Source organism: Citrobacter sp. L55 (assembly GCF_002850715.1).
In the GTDB taxonomy this organism is placed as follows: Bacteria; Pseudomonadota; Gammaproteobacteria; order Enterobacterales; family Enterobacteriaceae; genus Citrobacter; species Citrobacter braakii.
This window is the reverse complement of record NZ_KZ559408.1, coordinates 21,913-48,691: the sequence shown is the minus strand read 5'-3', so window position 1 is coordinate 48,691 and position 26,779 is coordinate 21,913. Positions and strand designations below refer to the sequence as shown.

Annotated in this window: 24 protein-coding genes and 1 pseudogene; 18 read left to right on the top strand and 7 right to left on the bottom strand. The window is 52.0% G+C overall.

Annotation, left to right across the window (positions count from 1 at the left end):
* Nucleotides 1-121: 121 nt before the first annotated feature.
* The 3 genes and pseudogenes from clcA to erpA all read left to right on the top strand — a co-directional run bounded on the left by clcA (nucleotide 122) and on the right by erpA (nucleotide 1,969).
* Nucleotides 122-1,543 (top strand): H(+)/Cl(-) exchange transporter ClcA, encoded by a 1,422-nt coding sequence (gene clcA / locus B9P82_RS18820; RefSeq protein WP_101700735.1) that lies wholly within the window; start codon nucleotides 122-124, stop codon nucleotides 1,541-1,543.
* A 23-nt stretch (nucleotides 1,544-1,566) separates the two neighbouring features.
* Nucleotides 1,567-1,632 (top strand): annotated as a pseudogene (yadW, locus tag B9P82_RS28685) (small protein YadW).
* Nucleotides 1,625-1,969, top strand: coding sequence for an iron-sulfur cluster insertion protein ErpA (erpA, locus tag B9P82_RS18815; RefSeq protein ID WP_003018581.1), 345 nt, complete (start codon nucleotides 1,625-1,627; stop codon nucleotides 1,967-1,969). Before yadW ends, erpA begins: the two are co-directional and overlap by 8 nt.
* 119 nt (nucleotides 1,970-2,088) lie before the next feature.
* On the opposite strand, the gene B9P82_RS18810 is transcribed toward erpA, so the two are convergent.
* From B9P82_RS18810 to mtnN, 3 genes are read right to left on the bottom strand one after another with little or no spacing between them, the layout of a single operon-like run.
* The gene (locus tag B9P82_RS18810; RefSeq protein ID WP_006686772.1) at nucleotides 2,089-2,712 is read right to left on the bottom strand and encodes a TRIC cation channel family protein; all 624 of its coding nucleotides are present in this window, start codon (nucleotides 2,710-2,712) and stop codon (nucleotides 2,089-2,091) included.
* A gap of 37 nt (nucleotides 2,713-2,749) precedes the next feature.
* Complete coding sequence (gene btuF, locus B9P82_RS18805; protein ID WP_016155723.1) at nucleotides 2,750-3,550, bottom strand: vitamin B12 ABC transporter substrate-binding protein BtuF; 801 nt, start codon at nucleotides 3,548-3,550, stop codon at nucleotides 2,750-2,752.
* Nucleotides 3,543-4,241, bottom strand: coding sequence for a 5'-methylthioadenosine/S-adenosylhomocysteine nucleosidase (mtnN, locus tag B9P82_RS18800; protein WP_016151752.1), 699 nt, complete (start codon nucleotides 4,239-4,241; stop codon nucleotides 3,543-3,545). Before mtnN ends, btuF begins: the two co-directional genes overlap by 8 nt.
* A gap of 83 nt (nucleotides 4,242-4,324) precedes the next feature.
* On the opposite strand from mtnN, the gene dgt reads away from it, so the two are divergent.
* The 3 genes from dgt (at nucleotide 4,325) to cdaR (ending at nucleotide 8,711) form a co-directional block, all read left to right on the top strand.
* Entirely contained in the window at nucleotides 4,325-5,842 is a 1,518-nt protein-coding gene (gene dgt / locus B9P82_RS18795) for a dGTPase (protein WP_065554765.1), read from the top strand.
* A 129-nt stretch (nucleotides 5,843-5,971) separates the two neighbouring features.
* Nucleotides 5,972-7,405, top strand: a complete 1,434-nt coding sequence (gene degP / locus B9P82_RS18785) for a serine endoprotease DegP (protein WP_016151754.1) — start codon at nucleotides 5,972-5,974, stop codon at nucleotides 7,403-7,405.
* A gap of 148 nt (nucleotides 7,406-7,553) precedes the next feature.
* On the top strand, nucleotides 7,554-8,711 hold the full coding sequence (cdaR, locus tag B9P82_RS18780; RefSeq protein WP_016151755.1) for a DNA-binding transcriptional regulator CdaR: 1,158 nt from the start codon (nucleotides 7,554-7,556) through the stop codon (nucleotides 8,709-8,711).
* A gap of 42 nt (nucleotides 8,712-8,753) precedes the next feature.
* On the opposite strand, the gene B9P82_RS18775 is transcribed toward cdaR, so the two are convergent.
* The 4 genes from B9P82_RS18775 to map all read right to left on the bottom strand — a co-directional run bounded on the left by B9P82_RS18775 (nucleotide 8,754) and on the right by map (nucleotide 13,687).
* Nucleotides 8,754-9,140 (bottom strand): DUF3461 family protein, encoded by a 387-nt coding sequence (locus tag B9P82_RS18775; protein WP_003018562.1) that lies wholly within the window; start codon nucleotides 9,138-9,140, stop codon nucleotides 8,754-8,756.
* Nucleotides 9,141-9,249: 109 nt separating this feature from the next.
* Complete coding sequence (gene dapD / locus B9P82_RS18770) at nucleotides 9,250-10,074, bottom strand: 2,3,4,5-tetrahydropyridine-2,6-dicarboxylate N-succinyltransferase (protein ID WP_003829186.1); 825 nt, start codon at nucleotides 10,072-10,074, stop codon at nucleotides 9,250-9,252.
* 31 nt (nucleotides 10,075-10,105) lie between these two features.
* Entirely contained in the window at nucleotides 10,106-12,778 is a 2,673-nt protein-coding gene (gene glnD / locus B9P82_RS18765) for a bifunctional uridylyltransferase/uridylyl-removing protein GlnD (RefSeq protein WP_016151756.1), read from the bottom strand.
* Nucleotides 12,779-12,892: 114 nt separating this feature from the next.
* On the bottom strand, nucleotides 12,893-13,687 hold the full coding sequence (gene map, locus B9P82_RS18760) for a type I methionyl aminopeptidase (protein WP_016155726.1): 795 nt from the start codon (nucleotides 13,685-13,687) through the stop codon (nucleotides 12,893-12,895).
* A 450-nt stretch (nucleotides 13,688-14,137) separates the two neighbouring features.
* On the opposite strand from map, the gene rpsB reads away from it, so the two are divergent.
* From rpsB to fabZ, 12 genes are all read left to right on the top strand, one after another.
* Nucleotides 14,138-14,863, top strand: a complete 726-nt coding sequence (gene rpsB / locus B9P82_RS18755; protein ID WP_016151758.1) for a 30S ribosomal protein S2 — start codon at nucleotides 14,138-14,140, stop codon at nucleotides 14,861-14,863.
* 134 nt (nucleotides 14,864-14,997) lie between these two features.
* On the top strand, nucleotides 14,998-15,849 hold the full coding sequence (tsf, locus tag B9P82_RS18750) for a translation elongation factor Ts (protein WP_016151759.1): 852 nt from the start codon (nucleotides 14,998-15,000) through the stop codon (nucleotides 15,847-15,849).
* A gap of 144 nt (nucleotides 15,850-15,993) precedes the next feature.
* Nucleotides 15,994-16,719, top strand: coding sequence for a UMP kinase (gene pyrH, locus B9P82_RS18745; RefSeq protein WP_005132114.1), 726 nt, complete (start codon nucleotides 15,994-15,996; stop codon nucleotides 16,717-16,719).
* Nucleotides 16,720-16,858: 139 nt separating this feature from the next.
* Nucleotides 16,859-17,416 carry a ribosome recycling factor gene (frr, locus tag B9P82_RS18740; protein WP_094760746.1) on the top strand — a complete coding sequence of 186 codons (558 nt, stop codon included), beginning with the start codon at nucleotides 16,859-16,861 and terminating at the stop codon, nucleotides 17,414-17,416.
* A 218-nt stretch (nucleotides 17,417-17,634) separates the two neighbouring features.
* Nucleotides 17,635-18,831 carry a 1-deoxy-D-xylulose-5-phosphate reductoisomerase gene (ispC, locus tag B9P82_RS18730; protein WP_046275346.1) on the top strand — a complete coding sequence of 399 codons (1,197 nt, stop codon included), beginning with the start codon at nucleotides 17,635-17,637 and terminating at the stop codon, nucleotides 18,829-18,831.
* Nucleotides 18,832-19,143: 312 nt separating this feature from the next.
* Complete coding sequence (gene ispU, locus B9P82_RS18725; RefSeq protein WP_003018543.1) at nucleotides 19,144-19,902, top strand: (2E,6E)-farnesyl-diphosphate-specific ditrans,polycis-undecaprenyl-diphosphate synthase; 759 nt, start codon at nucleotides 19,144-19,146, stop codon at nucleotides 19,900-19,902.
* A 12-nt stretch (nucleotides 19,903-19,914) separates the two neighbouring features.
* A complete protein-coding gene (cdsA, locus tag B9P82_RS18720; RefSeq protein ID WP_016151762.1) occupies nucleotides 19,915-20,772 on the top strand; it encodes a phosphatidate cytidylyltransferase in 858 nt (285 codons plus the stop codon).
* 11 nt (nucleotides 20,773-20,783) lie between these two features.
* Nucleotides 20,784-22,136, top strand: a complete 1,353-nt coding sequence (rseP, locus tag B9P82_RS18715) for a sigma E protease regulator RseP (RefSeq protein ID WP_101700733.1) — start codon at nucleotides 20,784-20,786, stop codon at nucleotides 22,134-22,136.
* Between the two features lie 29 nt (nucleotides 22,137-22,165).
* On the top strand, nucleotides 22,166-24,580 hold the full coding sequence (gene bamA, locus B9P82_RS18710) for an outer membrane protein assembly factor BamA (RefSeq protein ID WP_101700732.1): 2,415 nt from the start codon (nucleotides 22,166-22,168) through the stop codon (nucleotides 24,578-24,580).
* Nucleotides 24,581-24,702: 122 nt separating this feature from the next.
* Entirely contained in the window at nucleotides 24,703-25,188 is a 486-nt protein-coding gene (gene skp / locus B9P82_RS18705; RefSeq protein ID WP_016151765.1) for a molecular chaperone Skp, read from the top strand.
* Nucleotides 25,189-25,191: 3 nt separating this feature from the next.
* The gene (lpxD, locus tag B9P82_RS18700; protein WP_003018531.1) at nucleotides 25,192-26,217 is read left to right on the top strand and encodes a UDP-3-O-(3-hydroxymyristoyl)glucosamine N-acyltransferase; all 1,026 of its coding nucleotides are present in this window, start codon (nucleotides 25,192-25,194) and stop codon (nucleotides 26,215-26,217) included.
* 103 nt (nucleotides 26,218-26,320) lie between these two features.
* The gene (gene fabZ, locus B9P82_RS18695) at nucleotides 26,321-26,776 is read left to right on the top strand and encodes a 3-hydroxyacyl-ACP dehydratase FabZ (RefSeq protein WP_003018528.1); all 456 of its coding nucleotides are present in this window, start codon (nucleotides 26,321-26,323) and stop codon (nucleotides 26,774-26,776) included.
* Nucleotides 26,777-26,779: the final 3 nt, after the last annotated feature.

The following is a 26,779-nucleotide window of genomic DNA, read 5'->3' as shown; positions in this document are numbered from 1 at the left end:
TATTCAGAGAAGGTTATGAAAGTTTTACGCAATTGAAACAATGCGATTTGCAGGGGATTTTCGTGAAATGTGCGAGTAGAATGCCGATTCCGTATTTGTATTACCAATTAATGATCATCTGATGAAGACTGACTCTCCCTCTTTTGAAGCACAACAAATTGTGCGTTTACGCCGCAGGGATCAAATCCGTCGACTCCTGGAACGCGACAAAACGCCGTTGGCGATCCTGTTGATGGCCGCCGTTGTCGGTACCGTGACGGGGCTTGTTGGCGTGGCATTTGAGAAAGCGGTGACCTGGGTGCAAAATCAGCGCATTGGCGCCCTGGCCCAGGTTGCGGACCATGCCATTCTGCTGTGGCCGCTGGCGTTTATTCTCTCTGCATTGCTGGCGATGGTCGGCTATTTTCTGGTTCGTAAATTTGCGCCGGAAGCGGGAGGCTCGGGGATCCCTGAGATTGAAGGCGCGCTGGAAGAGCTACGACCTGTGCGCTGGTGGCGCGTTCTGCCGGTGAAATTTATTGGCGGCATGGGCACGCTGGGAGCCGGTATGGTGCTCGGGCGAGAAGGGCCGACCGTACAGATAGGCGGGAACATTGGGCGCATGGTGCTGGATATTTTCCGCATGCGCAGCGCTGAAGCGCGACATACCCTGCTGGCCACCGGTGCGGCTGCGGGTTTGTCGGCGGCGTTTAATGCGCCTCTGGCGGGGATCCTGTTCATTATTGAAGAGATGCGCCCGCAGTTTCGCTATAACCTCGTCTCGATCAAAGCCGTGTTTACCGGCGTTATTATGTCGAGCATCGTGTTTCGTGTGTTCAACGGTGAAGCACCGATTATTGAAGTCGGGAAGCTGTCTAATGCGCCGGTAAATACGCTGTGGCTGTATCTTGTGCTGGGGCTTATTTTTGGCTGTGTCGGGCCGTTGTTCAACACCATGGTGTTGCGTACCCAGGATATGTTCCAGCGCTTCCACGGCGGTGAAATTAAAAAATGGGTGCTGATGGGCGGCGCGATTGGTGGCCTGTGTGGGATCCTGGGATTAATTAAACCGGAAGCGGCAGGCGGCGGGTTTAACCTGATTCCTATCGCCGCGGCGGGTAATTTTAGCGTCAGTTTACTGCTGTTTATATTTATTACCCGGGTGATCACCACGCTGCTGTGCTTCTCGTCCGGCGCGCCCGGAGGGATTTTTGCCCCGATGCTGGCGCTGGGTACGTTACTTGGCACCGCGTTCGGTATGGCCGCGGCGGCCTCTTTTCCACAGTATCATCTGGAGGCCGGAACCTTTGCCATTGCCGGAATGGGGGCTTTGCTGGCGGCTTCGGTACGTGCACCGCTAACCGGTATTGTACTGGTGCTGGAGATGACCGATAACTATCAGCTCATTTTGCCAATGATTATTACCTGTCTTGGCGCAACACTATTAGCCCAATTTATGGGTGGAAAGCCGCTATACTCGACTATCCTTGCCCGCACGCTGGCAAAACAGGAAGCGGAGCAGGCAGCAAAAAGCCAGAGTACCGCCGCTGGCGAGAATACTTGAACGAAATACCAGGGTATTAGATAATGGCCTTAACCATTGGGTTATAATTTGCCCAATTGCCAATGTCGTTTGGAGCAAAATATGAGTGATGACGTAGCGCTGCCACTGCAATTTACTGAAGCAGCAGCCAATAAAGTAAAAAGCCTGATCGCTGACGAAGATAACCCGAATCTGAAATTACGCGTGTATATCACCGGCGGTGGTTGCAGCGGTTTCCAGTACGGTTTCACCTTTGATGATCAGGTGAACGATGGTGATATGACCATTGAGAAACAAGGTGTGGGTCTGGTGGTTGATCCGATGAGCCTGCAATATCTGGTGGGCGGCGCGGTTGACTATACCGAAGGTCTGGAAGGTTCCCGCTTCGTTGTGACTAACCCCAATGCGAAAAGCACCTGCGGGTGTGGTTCTTCTTTCAGCATCTGATTGCTGTCTGTAATACCGATGGTCTGATGGTGTAGGCCCGGTAAGCGTAGCGCCACCGGGCAATGTGCCGGTTGGCGGCGTAAACGCCTTATCCGGCCTACATGTTTTGCATCATCACATCAACGCCCGTTATCATCCAGTGCAAACGTCGGCAATTTCAAATGCCAGCGAATGGCGGCAAGCCTAATCAGCAGGGTGACGATCATCCCCATCATACTGGCGTTTTCTAGCGATACATTAAAGGTATAAAACGCCGTCGCATGCACGATCCCGCCGATAATACATGCCGTGGCGTAGATTTCGGTGCGCAGAATCATCGGGACTTCACGAGCTAACACGTCGCGAATGATCCCGCCGCCGACGCCGGTAATCACCCCCATACAGATCGCCACCAGGGGACCCGTCCCTGCGAGAAATGCTTTATTGACGCCAATCCCCACGAACACCGCCAGGCCAACGGCATCCAGCACCGGAAGGATCCACTTCGGTAAACGTCGTGGCTGACGTACCAGCAGGATTGTCAGCATGCTGGTGATCATTGCCACCACCAGATCGGTGGGATCCTTAACCCAAAATACCGGTCCATGATCCAGCGCCATATCGCGGATCGTACCGCCGCCAACGGCGGTAACCACCCCGAGTACCAGGACGCCAAACGGGTCCATTCGCAATTTTCCGGCCAGTAAGACGCCAGAGATAGCAAATACCGCGGTGCCGACAATATCCAGCCAATAGACGAGCATTTTTAAATCCTCACAACAGACCTGGTGGGGGCAGGCGCTAATTTATCTGTGAAAGCGCATTACAGAGTTGTTTTGCGGCGAGGATAATACGCGGGCTCGCGCGTTCGAACCAGTCACTATTAAGTGTAATAATGGGTATTTTTAGCTGGTTTCCCCAGTATTGTTCAATTTTCAGAGTTTCGCCTGGCCCTCCGGTTGCAACAATAGCCTGGGGCGCTCGTGCCAGGACCTGCTCACGGCTAACCTGCGGCCAGGGGACCCGACTGCCGGCAAAGATGTTTTCTCCACCGCATACCTCAAGAACTTCGTGCTGAATGGACCCTTTTCCACTGGTAAACAGAGGATTTGCGCCAAACTGGAGAAACACGCGTTTTTTCGGTTTGTTGGCATACCGAGATTTTAGTAAAGCATAGTCATCAAGCATGGTTTGCGCCGCCTGTTTAGCCTGCTCAGGCTTTGGGCTCCACGCTGCCAGCTGGCGGAGCGCATCGGCGACCTGCTCGATGGTAACGGCGTCCACCCAGATGACCTTAATTCCTAGGGCGGTCAGCTGATTCACCTGCCGCTCAGCATTTCCCCCGCGCCAGGCGACGACTAAATCCGGTTTAAGCGCCACAATGCGTTCAAGGTTCATACCTTGCCAGGTGGAAACCTCCTCGATATTTTTGGCCGCTGGCGGGTAGTTTGAGTAGCTACTGACGCCTACGGGTGTAATGCCGGCGGCAAAGGCGAGTTCGGTATTGGCTGGAGAAAGCGTCACAACACGCGGTGCGGCGTACAGGAACGCCGGAAGAGTGAATAGCAGGGCGACCAGCGCCCTGGAGAGTAATTTAGCCATGCGCCAGTTTCTGTACCAGCGTTTCAACCATCAGGCTTGACTGTTTCGCGGCAACAACCAGGAACTCGTCAAAGCTGAGATGGGACTGCTGATCGGCGACGTCAGAGATGGCGCGAACCACGACAAACGGCACATTGAAGTTATGGCAAACATGCGCAATCGCGGTCGCTTCCATCTCAACGGCAATGGCCTGCGGGAAGTTATGCTTAATTTTAGCCAGACCCACGGAGCCATTAATGAAGGCATCGCCGCTGACGATAAGTCCGCGAACGGCGTTCAGATTGAGTTGCGCAATGCAGGATTCTGCTGCAGCAATCAGCGCAGGATCGGCTTTAAAACCAGCCGGGCAGCCCGGTAACTGACCAAATTCATAGCCAAAGGCGGTAACGTCGGCATCGTGATAGCGCGCTTCGTCAGAAACCACAATATCGCCGACTTTCAGCGTAGAGGCCAGGCCGCCCGCGGAACCGGTGTTAATGATGGCATCCGGCTTGCAGCGTTCAAGCAGCAGCGTAGCGCCCAGCGCCGCCGCCACTTTACCGATACCTGATTTCAGTAGCGCAACCTCTGTACCGTTCAGTTGGCCGGTGTAAATTTCACAACCGCCGAGAGAGAGGGTCTGACGGTTTTCGATTTTGTCACGCAGCAGCGTAACTTCTTCTTCCATTGCACCAATGATGCCGATTTTCATAGATTTACTCGCGATAAGCCAGATTTGAGGGCATAGTCTATCATGCGCTTAAGGGGTAGCGCATTTCTCAGGCGGGAGAGGATATGGTACAGATCGATTTCCGAAAAAAAATAAACTGGCATCGTCGTTACCGTTCGCCGCAGGGCGTGAAGACGGAGCATGAGATCCTGCGTATTTTCGAAAGCGATCGTGGACGTATTATCAATTCACCGGCTATTCGCCGACTGCAACAAAAAACCCAGGTCTTTCCGCTGGAGCGTAACGCGGCGGTGCGCACGCGCCTGACGCACTCGATGGAAGTTCAGCAAGTTGGGCGCTATATCGCTAAAGAGATCCTCAGCCGACTGAAAGAACTAAAACTGCTGGAGCAGTATGGTCTGGATGAACTGACGGGACCGTTTGAGAGTATTGTCGAAATGTCGTGCCTGATGCATGACATCGGCAATCCGCCGTTTGGTCATTTTGGTGAAGCGGCGATTAATGACTGGTTCCGCCAGCGGCTGTATCCCGCCGACGCGGAAAGTCAGCCCCTCAGCGATGACCGCTGCCTGGTGGCGGCGTTACGTTTGCGCGAAGGCGAAGAGTCGCTGAATGATATTCGCCGTAAGGTGCGTCAGGACCTGTGCCATTTTGAAGGTAATGCCCAGGGGATTCGTCTGGTGCATACTTTGATGCGTATGAATCTTACCTGGGCCCAAGTTGGCGGTATTTTAAAATATACCCGTCCGGCGTGGTGGCGCGGAAGTACGCCTACGACGCATGACTATTTAATGAAGAAACCGGGCTATTACCTTTCTGAAGAACCGTATATTGAACGGTTACGTAAAGAATTATCATTAGCGCCCTACAGTCGCTTTCCATTAACCTGGATAATGGAAGCTGCCGATGATATCTCTTATTGCGTGGCCGACCTGGAAGATGCCGTTGAGAAAAGAATCTTTAGCGTCGAGCAACTTTATCACCATCTGCATGAGGCGTGGGGGCATCACGAAAAAGGTTCCCTGTTTAGCCTGGTTGTTGAGAATGCCTGGGAGAAATCACGTTCAAATACATTAAGCCGGAGCACGGAAGATCAGTTCTTTATGTATTTACGCGTCAATACGCTGAATAAACTGGTGCCGTATGCAGCCCAGCGGTTTATTGATAATTTACCGCAGGTTTTTGACGGCAGCTTTAATCACGCGCTGTTAGAAGATGCCAGTAGCTTTAGTCAGTTGCTGGGGGTCTATAAAAATGTGGCGGTAAAACACGTATTTAGTCATCCGGACGTTGAGCAGTTGGAATTGCAGGGGTATCGGGTGATCAGCGGGTTGCTGGAGATCTATCAGCCTTTATTAAAAATGTCCCAGTCAGATTTTACTGAGCTGGTCGACAATGAAAGAGTTAAACGTTTTCCTATCGAATCACGATTATTTCAGAAGTTGTCTACTCGCCATCGTCTTGCTTATGTCGAGGCGGTTAGTAAAATATCAACGGGTTGCGCTGAGTTTTCGGTAATGGAATATTATTATCGCTGCCGGCTGATTCAGGATTATATCAGCGGGATGACCGATCTGTATGCCTGGGATGAATATCGTCGCTTGATGGCCGTAGAACAATAAATACTCATTTGTAAAGACGGCCAATAAAATTTTACTTTTTCCTTAAACTCAATTCTGGAACTTAGCGCTATAAAACGACTCTGACGTATACAGCAATTTTGCGTTACCTGTTAATCGAGAACGAAACACATGAAAAAAACCACATTAGCAATGAGTGCACTGGCTCTGAGTTTAGGTTTGGCGTTGTCCCCCCTGTCTGCCACAGCGGCTGAGACGTCGTCTTCAGCAATGACCGCCCAACAGATGCCAAGCCTGGCCCCGATGCTCGAAAAAGTGATGCCATCGGTGGTAAGTATTAACGTCGAGGGGAGCACGACGGTAAATACGCCGCGTATGCCGCGTAATTTCCAGCAGTTCTTCGGTGATAATTCACCATTCTGCCAGGACGGTTCACCGTTCCAGAGTTCACCGTTCTGCCAGGGCGGCGCGCCGGGCGCTGACAACGGCGGCGGCCAGCAGCAGAAATTTATGGCCCTGGGTTCCGGTGTAATTATTGATGCCGCGAAAGGGTATGTCGTGACCAACAACCACGTGGTGGATAACGCCACGGTGATTAAGGTTCAGTTGAGCGATGGCCGTAAATTTGATGCGAAGATTGTGGGTAAAGATCCGCGCTCCGATATCGCGCTGATCCAAATTCAGGATCCGAAAAACCTGACGGCGATTAAGCTGGCAGATTCCGACGCGCTGCGTGTGGGTGATTACACCGTAGCAATTGGTAACCCGTTTGGCCTCGGTGAGACCGTGACCTCCGGTATTGTTTCTGCGCTGGGCCGTAGCGGCCTGAACGCGGAAAACTACGAAAACTTTATTCAGACGGATGCCGCGATCAACCGGGGTAACTCCGGTGGCGCACTGGTCAACCTGAACGGTGAGCTGATCGGTATTAACACCGCGATCCTTGCGCCGGACGGCGGCAACATCGGTATCGGCTTTGCAATCCCGAGCAACATGGTGAAAAACCTGACGTCGCAGATGGTTGAGTTTGGTCAGGTTAAACGCGGTGAGCTGGGTATTATGGGTACCGAGCTGAGCTCTGAGCTGGCGAAAGCGATGAAAGTTGATGCTCAGCGTGGCGCATTTGTCAGCCAGGTGATGCCGAACTCTTCCGCAGCGAAAGCAGGTATTAAAGCCGGGGATGTGATTACCTCCCTGAACGGTAAACCGATCAGCAGCTTCGCCGCCCTGCGTGCGCAGGTGGGTACGATGCCGGTAGGCAGCAAAATTAACCTTGGCCTGTTGCGTGACGGTAAGCCGGTCACTGTGAATCTGGAACTGCAGCAGAGCAGCCAGACTCAGGTTGATTCCAGCTCTATCTTCAAAGGCATTGAAGGGGCTGATATGAGCAACAAAGGCCAGGACAAAGGGGTCGTGGTCAGCGAGGTGAAAGCGAATTCTCCGGCTGCACGGATTGGCCTGAAGAAAGGGGATGTGATTATCGGTGCGAACCAGCAGCCGGTGAAAAATATCGCCGAACTGCGCAAAATCCTCGACAGCAAACCGGCTGTACTGGCGCTGAACATTCAGCGTGGTGACAGCTCCATCTATCTGTTGATGCAGTAATCTCACTAAACCCCTTCCTGCACAGGAAGGGGTTTCTTTTTGTGATACTTCCCACAACTCCATACTTCTCCCTCTCGCTTTGTGCAGTTGCACAATGCCGCCGCTTATTATCTTCCCTATGCTTGAGCTCTGCTCACAGGAGGGGTTTATGGCTGGCTGGCATCTTGATACCAAAATGGCGCAGGATATCGTAGCGCGAACCATGCGCATCATTGATACCAATATCAACGTAATGGATGCCCGCGGGCGGATCATTGGCAGCGGCGATCGCGAACGAATTGGTGAATTGCACGAAGGCGCGCTGCTGGTGCTTTCACAAGGTCGGGTGGTCGATATTGACGATGCGGTAGCCCGGCATTTACACGGCGTGCGTCAGGGGATAAACCTGCCGCTGCGTCTGGAAGGCGAAATCGTTGGCGTTATCGGTCTTACTGGCGAGCCGGAACATCTGCGCAAGTATGGCGAACTGGTGTGCATGACCGCCGAAATGATGCTGGAACAGTCGCGTCTGATGCATCTGTTAGCGCAGGATAGCCGTCTGCGTGAAGAGCTGGTGATGAACCTGATTCAGGCTGAAGAGAATACCCCGGCGCTGATGGAATGGGCACAGCGATTGGGCATTGATTTGAACCAGCCGCGCGTGGTGGCGGTAGTGGAGGTCGACAGCGGTCAGCTTGGCGTTGATAGTGCGATGGCGGAGCTACAGCAATTGCAGAACGCGTTGACTACACCCGAACGTAATAATCTGATTGCGATTGTTTCTCTGACCGAGATGGTGGTGCTGAAACCAGCGCTCAATCAGTTTGGCCGCTGGGACGCTGAAGATCATCGCAAGCGCGTTGAGCAACTGATTGCCCGCATGAAAGAGAATGGACAACTGCGTTTTCGCGTGTCGCTGGGCAACTATTTTACCGGGCCCGGCAGCATTGCCCGTTCGTATCGTACGGCGCGCACCACCATGATGGTCGGCAAGCAGCGGATGCCGGAAAGCCGGAGCTATTTCTATCAGGACTTGATGCTGCCGGTGCTGCTGGACAGCCTGCGCGGCGGCTGGCAGGCCAATGAGCTGGCGCGCCCGCTGGTAAGGCTGAAAGCGATGGATAACAACGGTTTGCTGCGTCGAACATTATCGGCATGGTTTCGACATAACGTTCAGCCGCTGGCGACCTCAAAAGCATTGTTTATTCACCGCAATACGCTGGAGTATCGCCTGAACCGTATTTCAGAGCTGACCGGGCTGGATCTGGGGAATTTTGACGATCGACTGCTGCTGTATGTGGCGTTGCAGCTGGATGAGCAGCATTGATTAATTGCCTGATAAGCGTAGCGCTATCAGGCAACAATCTACTTATTTGCGCGTTAGCTTTTCCAGATCGGCTTCAATCTCGCTGATCTTGTTGGTCACGACGCTTTCCAGATGACGTAAATCATCGAGGATCTTGCGTTTAAGATCGACTTCGCTGCGATCTCGCTGGCAGATCTGATCCAGTTCGTCGATCACGTAGCGCAGGTTGGGACTGATCTCCTGCACTTCTTTGTAACCCTGGCCGACGCCATCGGCGACAACCGTTTTACGCTGACGGGGATATTTGAACTTCACGCTCTTGGCAAAAAACTCGCCTTTATCCTTCTGGAAATAGATTTTCAGGATATCGTTGTTGGCTTCTTGCCGCAGGCTGTAACGATCGATCTCTTCAGGATTAGTAATGCCCAGACTTTTCAGATTGTCATACATAGCGGTACCCTTAAGCTCACTATAACCATTGAATAATTAACGAAAAGCCTTGTTTATGCCACTCGCAGATGTAAAAAAAGCGGGCTAAGCCCGCTTTTTCAAATCGCTGTTAGTCGATGGTGCGTAACAGTTCGTTGATTCCCACTTTGCCACGCGTTTTGGCATCGACTTTCTTCACAATCACCGCGCAGTACAGGCTGTATTTGCCATCTTTCGACGGCAGGTTGCCGGAGACGACCACGGAGCCCGCTGGAACGCGGCCGTAATGCACTTCGCCGGTTTCGCGATCGTAAATACGGGTGCTCTGGCCGATATATACACCCATGGAGATGACGGAGCCTTCTTCGACGATCACGCCTTCAACCACTTCAGAGCGCGCGCCGATGAAGCAGTTGTCTTCGATGATGGTCGGGTTAGCCTGCAACGGCTCCAGTACGCCACCAATACCAACGCCACCGGACAGGTGTACATTCTTACCGATTTGCGCACAGGAACCCACTGTCGCCCAGGTATCAACCATCGTACCTTCATCAACATAAGCGCCGATGTTCACGTAAGACGGCATCAGCACGGTGTTACGGGCGATAAACGCGCCCTGACGCACTGCCGCAGGCGGAACCACGCGGAAACCTTCTTTCTGGAAGCGCGCTTCGTCGTAGTTGGCGAATTTCATCGGCACTTTATCGAAGTAACGGCTTTCCGCACCCTCGATAACCTGATTATCGTTAATACGGAAAGAGAGCAGGACCGCCTTTTTCAGCCACTGATGCGTGACCCACTGACCCTCAATCTTTTCTGCGACGCGCAGTGCACCGGAATCCAGTAAAGAAATAACCTGATTCACCGCTTCGCGGGTTACGGTATCTACATTTGCCGGAGTAATGTCGGCACGGCGCTCGAAAGCGGACTCAATAACGTTCTGTAGCTGCTGCATTGTTAAACTCTTTCCATAATAAATAAAAACATTACCCTTTATCGTTTGGATTGAGGGCCTCTGTCAACCGTTGATGCACTTCCTGCTGCAGCTCGTTATTAAGGGCGCGCCGGTCGGCGGTGGCGATTATGAATAAATCTTCTACTCGCTCGCCAATAGTTGTAATTCGGGCGCCATGCAGCGAAATTCCCAGATCGGCAAAAATCTGCCCGACCCGCGCCAGCAGTCCTGGCTGGTCGAGAGCGATAAGCTCAAGAAATGATTTTCGGTCGGTATGGGTCGGCAGAAAAGTGACCTCGGTATCGACGGTAAAGTGACGTAATTTTGCCGGCTGGCGACGCGGTTGCGGCGGCTGCCAGCTACGCTGGGTGATCGCCTGTTCAAGCCCAAAACGGATCGCTTCGTGTCGGTCTGACGACAGCGGGCTACCGTCTGGTTCCAGCACAATGAACGTATCCATCGCCATCCCATCGCGGGTGGTGAAAATCTGCGCATCGTGGACGCTAAGGTTGCGCCTGTCCAGTTCGGCGCAGACGGCAGCAAACAGATAAGGGCGGTCAGGGCTCCAGATGAAAATTTCCGTCCCGCCTCGCGTAGCCTGCGGGCTGAGCAGGATCAGCGGCTTGCTGAGATCGTGTTGCAGCAGATGACGTGCATGCCAGGCCAGCTGATTTGGGCTGTGACGTACGAAATAGTTGGCGCGACAGCGCGACCAGATATGGTGTAGCGCTTCTTCATCAATGTTGTCCATGCGCAGTAGCGCCAGCGCCTGAAGCTGATGATGGCGTACGCGCTCACGCATATCCGGCGTGTTTTGCATCCCGCGCCGTAACTGTTTCTCCGTCGCGAAGTACAGCTCGCGCAGCAAGCTTTGCTTCCAGCTATTCCACAGCGTTTCGTTGGTGGCGCAAATATCTGCGACGGTCAGGCACACCAAAAAGCGCAGACGATGTTCCGTTTGCACCTCTTCGGCGAATTGCTTAATGACTTCGGGATCCTGAATATCGCGGCGCTGAGCGGTAACCGACATCAGCAAATGCTGGCGCACCAGCCACACGATCAGTTGCGTTTCGCGGGAGTTCAGACCGTGCAGTTCGGCGAATTTGAGCACATCCTGGGCGCCGAGAACCGAGTGATCGCCGCCGCGACCTTTGGCGATATCGTGGAACAGCGCGGCAATCAGAATCAGCTCCGGCTGTCGCAGACGCGGCCACAGATCCACGCACAGCGGATGGCGCTGACGGGTCTCTTCGTTAGCAAAACTTTCCAGCTTAAGCATTACGCGAATAGTGTGTTCATCCACCGTATAAGCATGAAACAGGTCAAACTGCATTTGGCCGACAATATGCGACCATTGCGGCATATAGGCCCACAACACGCTGTGGCGATGCATAGGCAGCAGGCCGCGACTCACCGCGCCCGGATGGCGCAACATACTGAGAAACAGCGAACGCGCTTCCGGGATGTAGCACAGCGGCTGCGTTAAATGACGGCGGGCATGACGTAAATGGCGCAGCGTAGTGGAGTAAATTCCGCTGATCGCGCTATTACGCACCATGATGTAAAACATCCGCAATATCGCTTCGGGTTTGCGAATAAACAGGTCGTCGTCGCGCAGATCAATCAACGTGCCGCGCAGTTGAAAGTCGTCATCAATCGGACGTGGTTTTTCATCGGCGGGCAGGGCGAGGATCGCCTCGTCGAACAGTTGCAACAGCATGTGGTTCAGTTCGCTGACCCGTCGTGTGACGCGGAAATAGTCTTTCATCATCCGCTCGATAGGCTCGTTGCCTTCACCGCCGTAGTTCAGGCGTTGCGCCACGCTGAGCTGACGATCAAACAGCAGACGGTTGTCGTAACGACTAACGACCAGATGCAGGGCAAAGCGAATGCGCCACAGGATATGCAAACATTCATTCAGCTCGGCACGTTCTGCCTGCGTCAAAAAGCCGAAACCGACCATTTCATCCAGTGAGGTGGCGCCAAAATGGCGGCGGGCCACCCATTGCAGGGTATGAATATCGCGCAGGCCGCCGGGGCTACTTTTGATATCCGGCTCCAGGTTATAGCTGGTGCCGTGATAGCGCTGGTGGCGCTGATTCTGCTCTTCAACTTTGGCTGCGTAAAACTTATCGGACGGCCAGAAACCTTCGCTAAAAATATGCTTTTGTAGCTCAAGAAACAGCGCCACATCACCAATCAGCAGGCGTGTTTCAATCAGGTTGGTGGCGACGGTTAAATCTGACAATCCTTCCAGCAGACACTCTTCCAGCGTGCGCACGCTGTGCCCAACCTCGAGCCTCACGTCCCATAGCAGCGTTAACAGTTCGCCAACTTTTTCGGCCTGCGCGTCTGGTAGCTTTTTACGACTCAGGATCAGCAGGTCAATATCGGAAAGCGGATGCAGTTCGCCGCGCCCGTAACCGCCAACGGCAACCAGCGCCAGGTCGGCAATTTGACCGAAACCGGCTTCAATCCACAGACGTTGCAGTAACTGGTCAATAAACTCGGTGCGGGCCTCAATCAGCTGCTCTGCGGAAATCCCGCTGTCAAACGCGTCACCTAACCAGTGCTGGAAAGTGTCGATATGCGCTTTAATGCCGGGGCAGTTGAGATCGTGCTGTGGCCAGGTTCCGGGGTTCTGCGGTTGGCCTGGCAGGGTGGGGAGGGCAGTATTTGCGTGTTGTTCAGGAAGAGTATTCATTATGCGCCACCCATTAAAAAAGCCGGATGACGGCGTGAGCGCCTTACCCGGCCTACGAAGTAGTACAATTTGTAGGCCTGATAAGATGCGGGTGCATCGCCATCAGGCAAAACATTATTCGTCGTGTGTGATGATCGCCGGGATGGTGTCATCCTTGCGTAATGTCAGAATTTCACAGCCTTTTTCCGTCACCACAATAGTATGCTCGTACTGAGCAGACAAGCTCCGATCTTTGGTTTTCACCGTCCACCCGTCTTTCATGGTGCGGATGCGGTAATCACCGGCATTCAGCATGGGTTCTACGGTGAAGGTCATGCCCGGCTGCAGTACCACACCGCCGTCGTCTGCATCGTAGTGCAGAACCTGCGGCTCTTCATGGAAGCCGCGACCGATGCCGTGACCGCAATATTCACGGACCACAGAGAAGCCTTCGCCTTCCGCGTATTTCTGAATCGCAGCGCCCAGCGTGCGCAGGCGAATACCTGGTTTTACCATCCGCAGCGCCAGATACAGGCTTTCCTGCGTGACGCGGCACAAACGTTCGCCCAGAATGGTTGGTTTGCCCACGATGAACATTTTCGAGGTATCACCGTGGAACTCGTCTTTAATCACGGTTACGTCGATGTTGACGATATCGCCGTCTTTCAGGAGCTTGGCGTCGTCCGGGATCCCATGGCACACCACTTCATTAATAGAGATGCACACGGACTTCGGATAACCGTGATAGCCCAGGCAGGCGGAAATGGCCTGCTGCTCATTCACGATGTAGTCATTACAGATGCGATCCAGTTCGCCGGTGCTGACGCCTGGCTTAACAAACGGTTCGATCATTTCCAGTACATCGGCGGCCAGACGGCCAGCGATGCGCATTTTTTCGATTTCTTCAGGGGTCTTGATTGAGATAGCCATGAATTCTGTCCATCAGTGCCGATGATATCGGCAATAATTGTTTAAGTGGTGCCAATGGTATCAGTCCGGCATACATGCTGCCAAATTGAGAATCATTCTGAACTTCGCCTTTCGTGCCACAGGTGTGTTGGCTGAAATTTTTCACTCCAGTCGCTCACTGCATGTAAGCGCCCGGAGATGCAAAAAATTGGCTGCCTCCCTGTAACACGAAATTCATCGTTCATTCAGCACGCACCGCCAACAATTATTGGTGTCGGTAGCGTATTTGTGGTATAAAGCGCGCCGGACTTCCGATCCATTTGAAGACTACACACGATGGACGGGAGCGACAAATCTCACTTTGTGTAACAACACACACGTATCGGCACATATTCCGGGGTGCCCTTTGGGGTCGGTAATATGGGATGCGTGGAGGCTTAACCCCAACTTTTATATATAGAGGTTTTAATCATGGCAACTGTTTCCATGCGCGACATGCTCAAGGCTGGTGTTCACTTCGGTCACCAGACCCGTTACTGGAACCCGAAAATGAAGCCGTTCATCTTCGGTGCGCGTAACAAAGTTCACATCATCAACCTTGAGAAAACTGTACCGATGTTCAACGAAGCTCTGGCTGAACTGAACAAGATCTCTGCTCGTAAAGGTAAAATCCTTTTCGTTGGTACTAAACGCGCTGCAAGCGAAGCGGTGAAAGAAGCTGCTAACAACTGCGACCAGTTCTTCGTGAACCATCGCTGGTTGGGCGGCATGCTGACTAACTGGAAAACCGTTCGTCAGTCCATCAAACGTCTGAAAGATCTGGAAACTCAGTCTCAGGACGGTACTTTCGAAAAGCTGACCAAGAAAGAAGCGCTGATGCGTACTCGTGAGCTTGAGAAACTGGAAAACAGCCTGGGCGGTATCAAAGACATGGGCGGTCTGCCGGACGCTCTGTTCGTAATCGATGCTGACCACGAGCACATTGCTATCAAAGAAGCAAACAACCTGGGTATCCCAGTATTTGCTATCGTTGATACCAACTCTGATCCGGACGGTGTTGACTTCGTTATCCCGGGTAACGACGACGCAATCCGTGCTGTGACCCTGTACCTGGGCGCTGTAGCTACTACCGTTCGTGAAGGCCGTTCTCAGGATCTGGCTTCCCAGGCGGAAGAAAGCTTCGTAGAAGCTGAATAATAAGGCACGCTCGTTCGAGCCCCCTTATAAACCAGGTAGTATCACGTTTGGTTAGGGGCCCTTTAGGCCCCTTTTTCACTTTTAAATCTGTGCGGTTTCATGCCGGGCAGATCAAATCTTCCGAGGATTTTAGAATGGCTGAAATTACCGCATCCCTGGTAAAAGAGCTGCGTGAGCGTACTGGCGCAGGCATGATGGATTGCAAAAAAGCACTGACTGAAGCTAATGGCGACATCGAGCTGGCAATCGAAAACATGCGTAAGTCCGGCGCAATCAAAGCGGCGAAAAAAGCAGGCAACGTTGCTGCTGACGGCGTAATCAAAACCAAAATCGACGGCAACATCGCTTTCATTCTGGAAGTTAACTGCCAGACTGACTTCGTTGCTAAAGATGCTGGTTTCCAGGCATTTGCTGACAAAGTACTGGACGCTGCCGTTGCTGGCAAAATCACTGACGTTGAAGTTCTGAAAGCGCAGTTCGAAGAAGAACGCGTTGCTCTGGTTGCTAAAATCGGTGAGAACATCAACATCCGTCGTGTTGCTTCCCTGGAAGGCGAAGTTCTGGGTAACTACCAGCACGGTGCTCGTATCGGTGTTCTGGTTGCTGCAACTGGCGCTGACGAAGAGCTGGTTAAACAGCTGGCAATGCACGTTGCTGCAAGCAAACCAGAATTCGTTAAGCCGGAAGACGTTTCTGCTGAAGTGGTAGAGAAAGAATACCAGGTTCAGCTGGACATCGCGATGCAGTCTGGTAAGCCGAAAGAAATCGCAGAGAAAATGGTTGAAGGCCGCATGAAGAAATTCACCGGCGAAGTTTCTCTGACTGGTCAGCCTTTCGTTATGGATCCGAGCAAATCTGTTGGTCAGCTGCTGAAAGAGCACAACGCTGATGTAACAGGCTTCATCCGCTTTGAAGTGGGTGAAGGTATCGAGAAAGTTGAGACTGACTTTGCAGCAGAAGTTGCTGCGATGTCCAAGCAGTCTTAATTTTTAAAGGAGCCGCCTGAGGGCGGCTTCTTTTTGTGTCTGGCTTGTAAATTCAGCGAACCGCTATAGTGGTCATGCTGAAAGCGACATACAATGTCGCCGGTATTAATTCATCTCATTCGTTGACAGTCTCAGGAAAGAAACATGGCTACCAATGCAAAACCCGTCTACAAACGTATTCTGCTTAAGTTAAGTGGCGAAGCTCTGCAAGGTTCAGAAGGCTTCGGTATTGATGCAAGCATCCTTGACCGTATGGCTCAGGAAATCAAAGAGCTGGTTGAGCTGGGTATCCAGGTTGGCGTAGTGATTGGTGGTGGTAACCTGTTCCGTGGCGCTGGTCTGGCGAAAGCAGGGATGAACCGCGTTGTGGGCGACCACATGGGCATGTTAGCCACCGTCATGAACGGTCTGGCGATGCGCGATGCGCTTCACCGCGCCTATGTGAACGCTCGCTTGATGTCCGCAATTCCTCTGAATGGCGTGTGTGATAACTACAGCTGGGCGGAAGCAATCAGCCTGCTGCGTAACAACCGCGTTGTTATTTTGTCTGCGGGTACTGGCAATCCGTTCTTCACTACCGACTCTGCGGCTTGCCTGCGTGGTATTGAAATTGAAGCGGATGTGGTACTGAAAGCCACCAAAGTCGATGGTGTATTTACGGCTGACCCGGCTAAAGATCCAACGGCGACTATGTACGAACAGTTGACCTATGCTGAAGTACTGGATAAAGAGCTGAAAGTGATGGATCTTGCGGCGTTTACGCTGGCTCGTGACCACAAATTACCGATTCGTGTCTTTAACATGAACAAACCGGGTGCGCTGCGCCGTGTTGTTATGGGTGAAAAAGAAGGCACGTTAATCACGGAATAATTCCCGTTGCAGCTAAATGCAGGTAATATTCCGCTTTAATGTCGCGGGATACGTCCCTCAAAATTAATCAAGACTATACTTGTCACATCTTGCGTGGTGGGTATGGTCTGACTGAAACAAGCTTTCAAGGATTCGTAACGTGATCAACGATATCAGAAAAGATGCTGAAGTACGCATGGACAAATGCGTCGAAGCGTTCAAAAACCAAATCAGCAAAATTCGCACGGGCCGTGCTTCTCCTAGCCTGCTGGATGGTATTGTCGTGGAATATTACGGCACACCGACCCCGCTGCGCCAGCTGGCAAGCGTAACGGTTGAAGATTCTCGTACCCTGAAAATCAACGTGTTTGACCGTTCTATGGGGCCAGCCGTTGAGAAAGCAATTATGGCTTCCGACCTCGGTCTGAATCCAAGTTCTGCGGGTTCCGACATCCGCGTTCCGCTGCCGCCGCTGACTGAAGAACGTCGTAAAGATCTGACCAAGATCGTGCGTGGCGAAGCTGAAGGCGCGCGCGTTGCCGTACGTAACGTACGCCGCGATGCCAACGACAAAGTGAAAGCGTTGTTGAAAGAAAAAGAGATCAGCGAAGATGACGATCGCCGTTCTCAGGACGACGTACAGAAACTGACTGACGCAGCTATCAAGAAAATTGATGCGGCGCTGGCAGAGAAAGAAACGGAACTGATGCAGTTCTGATTCGCCTGTACGCTAAAAACGCCGCTTAGAAGGCCTGAGAAGGCTGGATGGCGGCGTTTTGCTTTTTTCTGTCTATATACTCTAAATATTCGAGTTGCAGGAAGGCGGCGACGCAGGGCATCCCCGGGAGCGCACACCCGTGCGTGACAGGGGTGAACGAAGAGAGCCAACGTACATGCAACTTGAAGTATGACGAGTAAAATTCTTCTGGATGTCTGATGAAGCAATTAACCATCCTGGGATCAACCGGTTCCATTGGTTGCAGTACGCTGGATGTAGTACGCCATAACCCGGAAAAATTTCGTGTTGCTGCGTTGGTGGCGGGTAAAAATGTCGTCCGTATGGTTGAGCAATGTCTGGAATTTTCTCCTCGCTATGCGGTAATGGACGATGAAAAAAGCGCTGCGTTGGTAAAAGCAGCTCTGCTGGAGCAGGGTAGTCGTACTGAGGTTATGAGCGGGCAGCAGGCTGCCTGTGATATGGCTGCGCTGGATGATGTTGATCAGGTTATGGCGGCGATTGTCGGCGCGGCGGGCTTGCTACCGACGCTGGCGGCAATCCGCGCGGGCAAAAGCATTTTGCTGGCGAATAAAGAGTCTCTGGTGACCTGCGGGCGTCTGTTTATGGACGACGTGCAACGCCACAAAGCACAGCTTTTGCCGGTAGATAGCGAACATAACGCGATTTTTCAGAGTTTACCGCAACCTATCCAACACAATCTGGGATACGCTGACCTTGAGCAAAATGGCGTCATTTCAGTTTTGCTTACCGGGTCTGGTGGCCCTTTCCGTGAAACGCCATTGCGCGATCTGGTTTCTATGACCCCCGATCAGGCATGTCGTCATCCGAATTGGTCGATGGGACGAAAAATCTCTGTCGATTCAGCCACCATGATGAATAAAGGTCTGGAATACATTGAAGCGCGTTGGTTATTTAATGCCAATGCAAGCCAGATGGAAGTGCTGATTCACCCGCAGTCGGTTATTCATTCGATGGTGCGTTATCAGGATGGTAGCGTTCTGGCGCAGTTGGGGGAACCTGATATGCGTACACCTATTGCTCATACGATGGCATGGCCAGAACGAGTGACGTCCGGCGTTAAGCCTGTCGACTTTTGCAAGCTCAGTGCGTTGACGTTTTCCGCACCTGATTACCAGCGTTATCCATGCCTGAAACTGGCGATGGACGCGTTTGAGCAAGGGCAGGCGGCGACGACCGCTTTGAACGCAGCGAATGAAATTACCGTTGCCGCATTCCTGGCGCAGCAGATCCGATTTACCGATATTGCTGACCTGAATTTATCCGTACTGGATAAGATGGATTTGCAGGAGCCACAGAGCGTTGATGACGTGCTGAAGGTTGATGCTATCGCGCGGGAAGTCGCCAGAAAAGAAGTGATGCGACGCTCAAGCTGATGATAATCCCTCCTCGGAGAATCGCGCTATTTGTTAGCGTTGGGCTTCAGTGATATAGTCTGCGCCACTCGATCGCGGGTATTTGTTTTTTTTCGGTCGGGTAAGCCGTGGTTTGACACGGCTTTTTTGTGGATGCACAAAATCATTCAGGTTGCATCAAGGTGGCAAGTGGATGAGTCCCCTGGAGCATACAAAGAGTATGTGACTTGGGCGAAAATCACAGCCGACGAAGGAGCAGCCTGAAGGATGAAGCGCAAAAGGCTTCAGTATTCCTGAGTACCGTATAATCCTTTCAGGGACTAAAAACGCGTTATGTTGTCTGCAACTAAACCATTAAGCGAAAATTTGCCAGCACATGGTTGTCGCCATGTAGCAATTATCATGGATGGCAATGGCCGCTGGGCGAAAAAGCAAGGGAAGATTCGCGCCTTTGGACATAAGGCCGGAGCAAAGTCCGTCCGCCGGGCTGTCTCTTTTGCTGCCAATAACGGTATTGATGCGTTAACGCTGTATGCCTTTAGCAGTGAGAACTGGAACCGACCTGCGCAGGAAGTGAGCGCGTTAATGGAGCTGTTTGTGTGGGCGCTTGATAGCGAAGTGAAAAACCTGCACCGCCATAACGTACGTCTGCGTATTATCGGGGATATCAGTCGATTTAACTCACGTTTGCAAGAACGGATTCGCAAATCAGAAGCGATTACCGCCCAGAATACCGGGTTGACGCTAAATATTGCAGCGAATTACGGTGGACGGTGGGATATAGTCCAGGGAGTCAGACAACTGGCACAACAGGTGCAGGATGGTCTGCTGCGTCCAGAGCAAATCGATGAAGAGATGCTGGGGCAGCAAATTTGTATGCATGAACTGGCTCCTGTGGATTTAGTGATAAGGACTGGGGGAGAGCATCGAATTAGTAATTTTCTGTTGTGGCAAATTGCCTATGCCGAACTTTACTTTACGGATGTTCTCTGGCCCGATTTCGATGAACAAGACTTTGAAGGTGCGCTGCATGCCTTTGCTAATCGTGAGCGTCGTTTCGGCGGCACCGAGCCCGGTGATGAAAAAGCCTGATGGGGGTCGCTTTTGCTGAAGTATCGCCTGATTTCTGCTTTTGTTTTAATACCCGTTGTCATCGCGGCGCTGTTTTTGCTGCCGCCGGTGGGGTTCGCCATTGTTACGCTGGCCGTCTGTATGCTGGCCGCCTGGGAATGGGGACAGTTAAGCGGTTTTACCACGCGTACGCAGCGAGTCTGGCTGGCTGTTTTGTGCGGGCTATTGCTGGCACTGATGCTATTTTTGTTGCCGGAATACCATCGCAATATTCATCAGCCGCTGGTTGAAGTATCGCTGTGGGCGTCGCTGGGCTGGTGGGTCGTGGCGCTGTTACTGGTGCTGTTTTATCCCGGCTCTGCGTCGGTCTGGCGTAATTCCAAAACATTACGCATAATTTTCGGCGTGTTAACCATAGTCCCTTTCTTTTGGGGAATGCTGGCGCTACGTGCATGGCACTATGATGAGAATCATTATAGTGGCGCGCTATGGCTGCTTTATGTCATGATCCTCGTCTGGGGAGCGGACTCGGGTGCCTATATGTTTGGTAAGCTGTTTGGCAAACATAAGCTGGCGCCGAAGGTTTCTCCTGGTAAAACCTGGCAGGGTTTTATTGGCGGACTCGCTACTGCTGCCGTGATCTCATGGGGTTATGGCATGTGGGCGAATCTTGAGGTTGCGCCTGTCACCTTGCTTATTTGCTCCATCGTTGCAGCCCTGGCCTCCGTGCTGGGTGATCTGACCGAGAGTATGTTTAAGCGTGAAGCAGGTATTAAGGACAGTGGTCACTTAATACCAGGACATGGCGGTATTTTGGATCGTATTGATAGCCTGACGGCTGCGGTACCGGTCTTTGCCTGCCTGCTGTTACTGGTATTCAGGACGCTCTAACGGATGGTCTTATGCTGAGTATTCTCTGGAATCTGGCTGCATTCATCGTTGCACTTGGTGTGCTTATCACCGTGCATGAATTTGGTCATTTCTGGGTTGCACGGCGCTGCGGAGTCCGCGTCGAACGCTTTTCCATTGGCTTTGGAAAAGCGCTTTGGCGGCGTACCGATAAATCAGGTACGGAATACGTCATCGCCCTGATTCCCCTCGGCGGTTACGTCAAAATGCTGGATGAGCGCGCTGAACCGGTCGCACCGGAGCTGCGCCATTACGCTTTCAACAATAAAACGGTTGGACAACGCGCAGCCATCATCGCCGCAGGTCCGATTGCCAACTTCCTTTTTGCTATTTTCGCGTATTGGCTGGTGTTTATCATCGGTGTCCCTGGCGTTCGTCCGGTTGTTGGTGAAATAACACCCAACTCGATTGCCGCACAGGCGCAAATTCAGCCGGGTACGGAACTAAAAGCGGTTGATGGTATCGAAACCCCTGATTGGGATGCCGTGCGATTACAACTGGTATCCAAAATTGGCGATGAACATACGACTCTCAGCGTGGCGCAGTTTGGCAGCAACCAGCGGCAGGACAAAACGCTGGATTTACGCCATTGGGCATTTGAGCCAGACAAAGAGGATCCTGTTTCCAGTTTAGGGATTCGCCCACGCGGTCCGCAGATTGAATCGGTGCTGTCAGAAGTGCAGGTAAACTCCGCTGCAAGTAAGGCGGGTTTGCAAGCTGGCGACAGGATCGTTAAAGTCAATGGTCAGCCGCTGACGCAATGGATGACGTTCGTGACGCTGGTGCGCGATAATCCGGATAAGCCGTTAGCGCTAGATATTGAAAGACAAGGAATTTCCTTGTCTTTAACGTTAACCCCAGATTCAAAACAGGTTAACGGGAAGGCTGAGGGTTTTGCGGGCGTGGTGCCTAAAGTTATTCCTCTGCCTGATGAGTATAAGACTGTACGCCAGTATGGGCCATTCAGCGCCATCCTCGAAGCCTCGGATAAAACGTGGCAGTTGATGAAGCTGACGGTCAGTATGCTGGGAAAATTGATTACCGGTGATGTAAAACTGAACAACCTCAGTGGGCCGATTTCTATCGCCCAGGGGGCTGGGATGTCAGCGGAGTTCGGGGTTATTTATTACCTGATGTTCCTTGCGCTTATCAGCGTGAACTTAGGGATAATCAACCTGTTTCCGTTGCCCGTTCTTGACGGGGGGCATCTGCTGTTCCTGGCGATTGAAAAGCTGAAGGGCGGTCCGGTATCCGAGCGGGTTCAAGACTTTAGTTATCGCATTGGCTCTATCTTGCTGGTGTTGTTAATGGGGCTTGCACTTTTCAATGATTTCTCTCGGTTGTAAGAGAGTGTTAGGAAGAACGCATAATAACGATGGCGATGAAAAAGTTGCTCATAGCGTCGCTGCTGTTTAGCAGCGCCACCGTATACGGTGCTGAAGGGTTCGTAGTGAAGGACATTCATTTCGAAGGCCTACAGCGAGTCGCCGTTGGTGCGGCTCTCCTCAGTATGCCGGTGCGCACAGGCGACACGGTTAATGATGAAGACATCAGTAATACCATTCGTGCTCTGTTCGCCACCGGTAACTTTGAGGATGTCCGCGTCCTGCGCGATGGTGATACCCTTCTGGTTCAGGTAAAAGAACGTCCGACGATTGCCAGCATTACTTTCTCCGGTAACAAATCGGTGAAAGATGACATGCTCAAGCAAAACCTCGAGGCTTCTGGTGTGCGTGTTGGCGAGTCTCTGGATCGCACCACGCTAGCCGATATCGAAAAAGGGCTGGAAGATTTCTACTATAGCGTCGGTAAGTACAGCGCCAGTGTGAAAGCGGTGGTAACGCCGTTGCCGCGTAACCGCGTTGACCTCAAGCTGGTCTTCCAGGAAGGCGTTTCGGCGAAGATCCAACAGATCAATATCGTCGGCAACCATGCTTTCTCGACCGACGAACTGATCTCTCACTTCCAACTGCGTGATGAAGTGCCGTGGTGGAACGTGGTGGGCGATCGTAAATACCAGAAACAGAAACTGGCGGGCGATCTTGAAACCTTGCGCAGCTACTATCTGGATCGCGGTTATGCTCGCTTCAATATCGATTCCACCCAGGTTAGCCTGACGCCGGATAAAAAAGGTATCTACATTACCGTTAACATCACTGAAGGCGATCAATACAAGCTTTCAGGGGTACAGGTGAGCGGTAACCTGGCTGGGCACTCCGCCGAAATTGAGACCCTGACCAAAATCGAGCCAGGCGAACTCTATAACGGCACCAAAGTGACCAAAATGGAAGATGATCTCAAGAAGCTTCTGGGTCGCTATGGCTATGCCTATCCGCGCGTACAGTCGCAACCTGAAATCAACGACGCCGACAAAACCGTTAAATTACGCGTAAACGTGGATGCAGGTAACCGTTTCTACGTGCGTAAGATTCGTTTTGAAGGTAACGACACCTCTAAAGATTCCGTTCTGCGTCGCGAAATGCGCCAGATGGAAGGTGCCTGGTTGGGTAGCGATCTGGTCGATCAGGGTAAAGAGCGTCTGAACCGTCTGGGTTACTTTGAAACTGTCGATACCGATACTCAGCGTGTACCGGGTAGCCCGGATCAGGTTGATGTGGTTTATAAGGTTAAAGAGCGTAACACCGGTAGCTTTAACTTCGGCGTTGGTTACGGTACTGAAAGCGGCGTGAGCTTCCAGGCTGGCGTTCAGCAAGATAACTGGTTAGGTACCGGTTATTCAGTCGGGATCAACGGCACCAAAAACGACTATCAGACCTATACTGAGTTGTCTGTCACCAACCCATATTTCACCGTTGATGGGGTGAGCCTTGGTGGTCGCGTTTTCTACAATGACTTTAAAGCGGATGATGCAGACCTGTCCGACTATACCAACAAAAGTTATGGTACTGACGCAACGCTCGGCTTCCCGATCAACGAATACAATACCTTACGTGCGGGTGTGGGTTATGTGCATAACTCCTTGTCTAACATGGATCCACAGGTTGCAATGCAACGTTATCTGGTTTCAATGGGTAAGGATCCTGACGCTGATAGCTTTAAATCAGACGATTTCACCTTCAACTATGGGTGGACATATAACAAGCTGGACCGTGGGTACTTCCCAACGGAAGGTACGCGTGTCAACCTGAACGGTAAAGTAACCATTCCGGGTTCTGACAACGAATACTACAAAGCGACGTTGGATACCGCGACCTATGTGCCGATCGATGACGATCACAAATGGGTTGTTCTGGGTCGCACGAAGTGGGGCTATGGTGACGGCATCGGCAGCAAAGAGATGCCGTTCTACGAGAACTTCTATGCGGGTGGTTCCAGCACCGTGCGTGGTTTCCAGTCCAACACCATCGGTCCAAAGGCTGTCTATTTACCGGCTAATCGTTATAACAACGATAGCGATTACGATAACGAATGTGACGCCACCAATACTTCACCGTGTAAATCGGATGATGCGGTGGGCGGTAACGCCATGGCTGTCGCCAGCCTGGAATTCATTACCCCGACGCCGTTTATCAGCGACAAGTATGCCAACTCGGTCCGTACCTCGTTCTTCTGGGATATGGGTACCGTTTGGGATACGAACTGGGATTCAGCTAAGTACTCTGGTTATCCGGACTACAGCGATCCGAACAATATCCGTATGTCAGCGGGTATCGCTTTACAATGGATGTCCCCATTGGGGCCGTTGGTTTTCTCCTACGCCCAGCCGTTCAAGAAGTACGATGGAGACAAAGCGGAACAGTTCCAGTTTAACATTGGTAAAACCTGGTAATTGTTCTTCGCAAAGGAATGTAGTGGTAGTGTAGCGATGACTTTAGGCGATCTTGCATGGGATCGCCTGGCCACGCAAAGAACTGTACCTTCGGGTGCAAATGGGATGGTAAGGAGTTAATTGTGAAAAAGTGGTTATTAGCTGCAGGTCTCGGTTTAGCGATGGCAACGTCCGCACAGGCTGCTGACAAAATTGCAATCGTCAACATGGGTAGCTTGTTCCAACAGGTTGCACAGAAGACGGGCGTTTCTGCTACGCTGGAAAACGAGTTCAAAGGCCGTGCCAGCGAACTGCAGCGTATGGAATCTGATCTGCAATCTAAAATGCAGCGTCTGCAATCCATGAAAGCGGGTAGCGATCGTACCAAGCTGGAAAAAGACGTCATGGCTCAGCGTCAGACTTTCTCTCAGAAAGCTCAGGCTTTTGAGCAGGATCGTGCGCGTCGTTCCAACGAAGAACGTGGCAAACTGGTTACTCGTATCCAGACAGCTGTGAAATCTGTTGCTAACAGTCAGAGCATCGATCTGGTTGTTGACGCAAACACCGTTGCATACAACAGCAGCGATGTAAAAGACATCACCGCTGACGTACTGAAACAGGTTAAATAAGTAATGCCTTCAATTCGACTGGCTGATTTAGCAGAGCAGTTGGATGCAGAATTACACGGTGATGGCGATATCGTCATCACCGGCGTAGCGTCCATGCAATCTGCGCAAACTGGCAATATCACGTTCATGGTGAATCCTAAGTACCGTGAACACTTAGGCGTATGCCAGGCCTCTGCCGTTGTGATGACGCAGGACGATCTTCCTTTTGCTAAGAGTGCTGCGCTGGTAGTGAAGAATCCCTACCTGACCTATGCACGTATGGCGCAAATCTTAGATACCACGCCGCAGCCCGCACAAAACATTGCACCGAGTGCAGTGATCGATGCGACGGCGAAGCTGGGTAATAATGTTTCTGTGGGCGCAAATGCGGTCATTGAGTCTGGCGTAGAACTGGGCGATAACGTCGTTATCGGCGCAGGCTGCTTCGTCGGAAAAAATACTAAAATCGGCGCAGGTTCACGCTTGTGGGCGAATGTGACGATTTACCACGACATTCAGATCGGTGAGAATTGCCTGATCCAGTCCAGCACTGTCGTCGGATCTGATGGATTTGGTTACGCGAACGATCGCGGTAACTGGGTGAAGATCCCGCAGCTTGGTCGCGTGATTATCGGCGATCGCGTCGAGATCGGCGCTTGTACCACCATTGACCGTGGTGCGCTGGACGATACTGTGATCGGTAATGGTGTTATCATTGATAACCAGTGCCAGATTGCGCATAACGTTGTGATTGGCGACAATACGGCGGTAGCCGGTGGCGTCATTATGGCGGGTAGCCTGAAGATTGGCCGTTACTGCATGATTGGCGGCGCCAGCGTGATCAATGGGCATATGGAAATATGCGATAAAGTCACGGTTACTGGCATGGGTATGGTGATGCGTCCTATCACCGAACCTGGCGTCTATTCCTCAGGCATTCCGCTACAGCCCAATAAGGTATGGCGTAAAACAGCTGCACTGGTGATGAATATTGATGATATGAGCAAGCGTCTCAAAGCGATTGAGCGCAAGGTTAATCAACAAGACTAAAGCACCGTTTTTGCATGTCTGACTTTTCGGCCTGTCCCATTCATACGATTGCGACAGGCCGTGTTATTATTGCCTTTTAGTATATTTTGACAGGAAGAGTATTTTGACTACTAACACTCATACTCTGCATATTGAAGAGATTTTAGAACTTCTGCCGCACCGTTTTCCGTTTCTGCTGGTTGACCGCGTGCTGGATTTTGAAGAAGGTCGCTTTCTGCGCGCAGTGAAAAATGTATCTGTTAACGAGCCTTTCTTCCAGGGCCACTTCCCGGGTAAACCTATTTTCCCTGGCGTACTGATTCTGGAAGCAATGGCGCAGGCCACTGGTATCCTCGCGTTTAAAAGCGTAGGGAAACTGGAACCAGGTGAACTGTACTATTTTGCGGGTATTGACGAAGCGCGCTTTAAGCGTCCTGTCGTGCCAGGCGATCAGATGATCATGGAAGTGACTTTCGAGAAAACGCGCCGCGGCCTGACCCGTTTTAAAGGGGTTGCGCTGGTCGACGGTAAAGTTGTGTGCGAAGCAACGATGATGTGTGCCCGTAGCCGGGAGGCCTGATAC

What these genes read in the sequence shown, in the direction of transcription:
- clcA (WP_101700735.1), top strand. Translation starts at nt 122, where the DNA reads ATGAAGACTGACTCTCCCTCTTTTGAAGCACAACAAATTGTGCGTTTA.
- erpA (WP_003018581.1), top strand. Translation starts at nt 1,625, where the DNA reads ATGAGTGATGACGTAGCGCTGCCACTGCAATTTACTGAAGCAGCAGCC.
- B9P82_RS18810 (WP_006686772.1), bottom strand. Translation starts at nt 2,712, where the DNA reads ATGCTCGTCTATTGGCTGGATATTGTCGGCACCGCGGTATTTGCTATC.
- btuF (WP_016155723.1), bottom strand. Translation starts at nt 3,550, where the DNA reads ATGGCTAAATTACTCTCCAGGGCGCTGGTCGCCCTGCTATTCACTCTT.
- mtnN (WP_016151752.1), bottom strand. Translation starts at nt 4,241, where the DNA reads ATGAAAATCGGCATCATTGGTGCAATGGAAGAAGAAGTTACGCTGCTG.
- dgt (WP_065554765.1), top strand. Translation starts at nt 4,325, where the DNA reads ATGGTACAGATCGATTTCCGAAAAAAAATAAACTGGCATCGTCGTTAC.
- degP (WP_016151754.1), top strand. Translation starts at nt 5,972, where the DNA reads ATGAAAAAAACCACATTAGCAATGAGTGCACTGGCTCTGAGTTTAGGT.
- cdaR (WP_016151755.1), top strand. Translation starts at nt 7,554, where the DNA reads ATGGCTGGCTGGCATCTTGATACCAAAATGGCGCAGGATATCGTAGCG.
- B9P82_RS18775 (WP_003018562.1), bottom strand. Translation starts at nt 9,140, where the DNA reads ATGTATGACAATCTGAAAAGTCTGGGCATTACTAATCCTGAAGAGATC.
- dapD (WP_003829186.1), bottom strand. Translation starts at nt 10,074, where the DNA reads ATGCAGCAGCTACAGAACGTTATTGAGTCCGCTTTCGAGCGCCGTGCC.
- glnD (WP_016151756.1), bottom strand. Translation starts at nt 12,778, where the DNA reads ATGAATACTCTTCCTGAACAACACGCAAATACTGCCCTCCCCACCCTG.
- map (WP_016155726.1), bottom strand. Translation starts at nt 13,687, where the DNA reads ATGGCTATCTCAATCAAGACCCCTGAAGAAATCGAAAAAATGCGCATC.
- rpsB (WP_016151758.1), top strand. Translation starts at nt 14,138, where the DNA reads ATGGCAACTGTTTCCATGCGCGACATGCTCAAGGCTGGTGTTCACTTC.
- tsf (WP_016151759.1), top strand. Translation starts at nt 14,998, where the DNA reads ATGGCTGAAATTACCGCATCCCTGGTAAAAGAGCTGCGTGAGCGTACT.
- pyrH (WP_005132114.1), top strand. Translation starts at nt 15,994, where the DNA reads ATGGCTACCAATGCAAAACCCGTCTACAAACGTATTCTGCTTAAGTTA.
- ispC (WP_046275346.1), top strand. Translation starts at nt 17,635, where the DNA reads ATGAAGCAATTAACCATCCTGGGATCAACCGGTTCCATTGGTTGCAGT.
- ispU (WP_003018543.1), top strand. Translation starts at nt 19,144, where the DNA reads ATGTTGTCTGCAACTAAACCATTAAGCGAAAATTTGCCAGCACATGGT.
- rseP (WP_101700733.1), top strand. Translation starts at nt 20,784, where the DNA reads ATGCTGAGTATTCTCTGGAATCTGGCTGCATTCATCGTTGCACTTGGT.
- bamA (WP_101700732.1), top strand. Translation starts at nt 22,166, where the DNA reads ATGGCGATGAAAAAGTTGCTCATAGCGTCGCTGCTGTTTAGCAGCGCC.
- lpxD (WP_003018531.1), top strand. Translation starts at nt 25,192, where the DNA reads ATGCCTTCAATTCGACTGGCTGATTTAGCAGAGCAGTTGGATGCAGAA.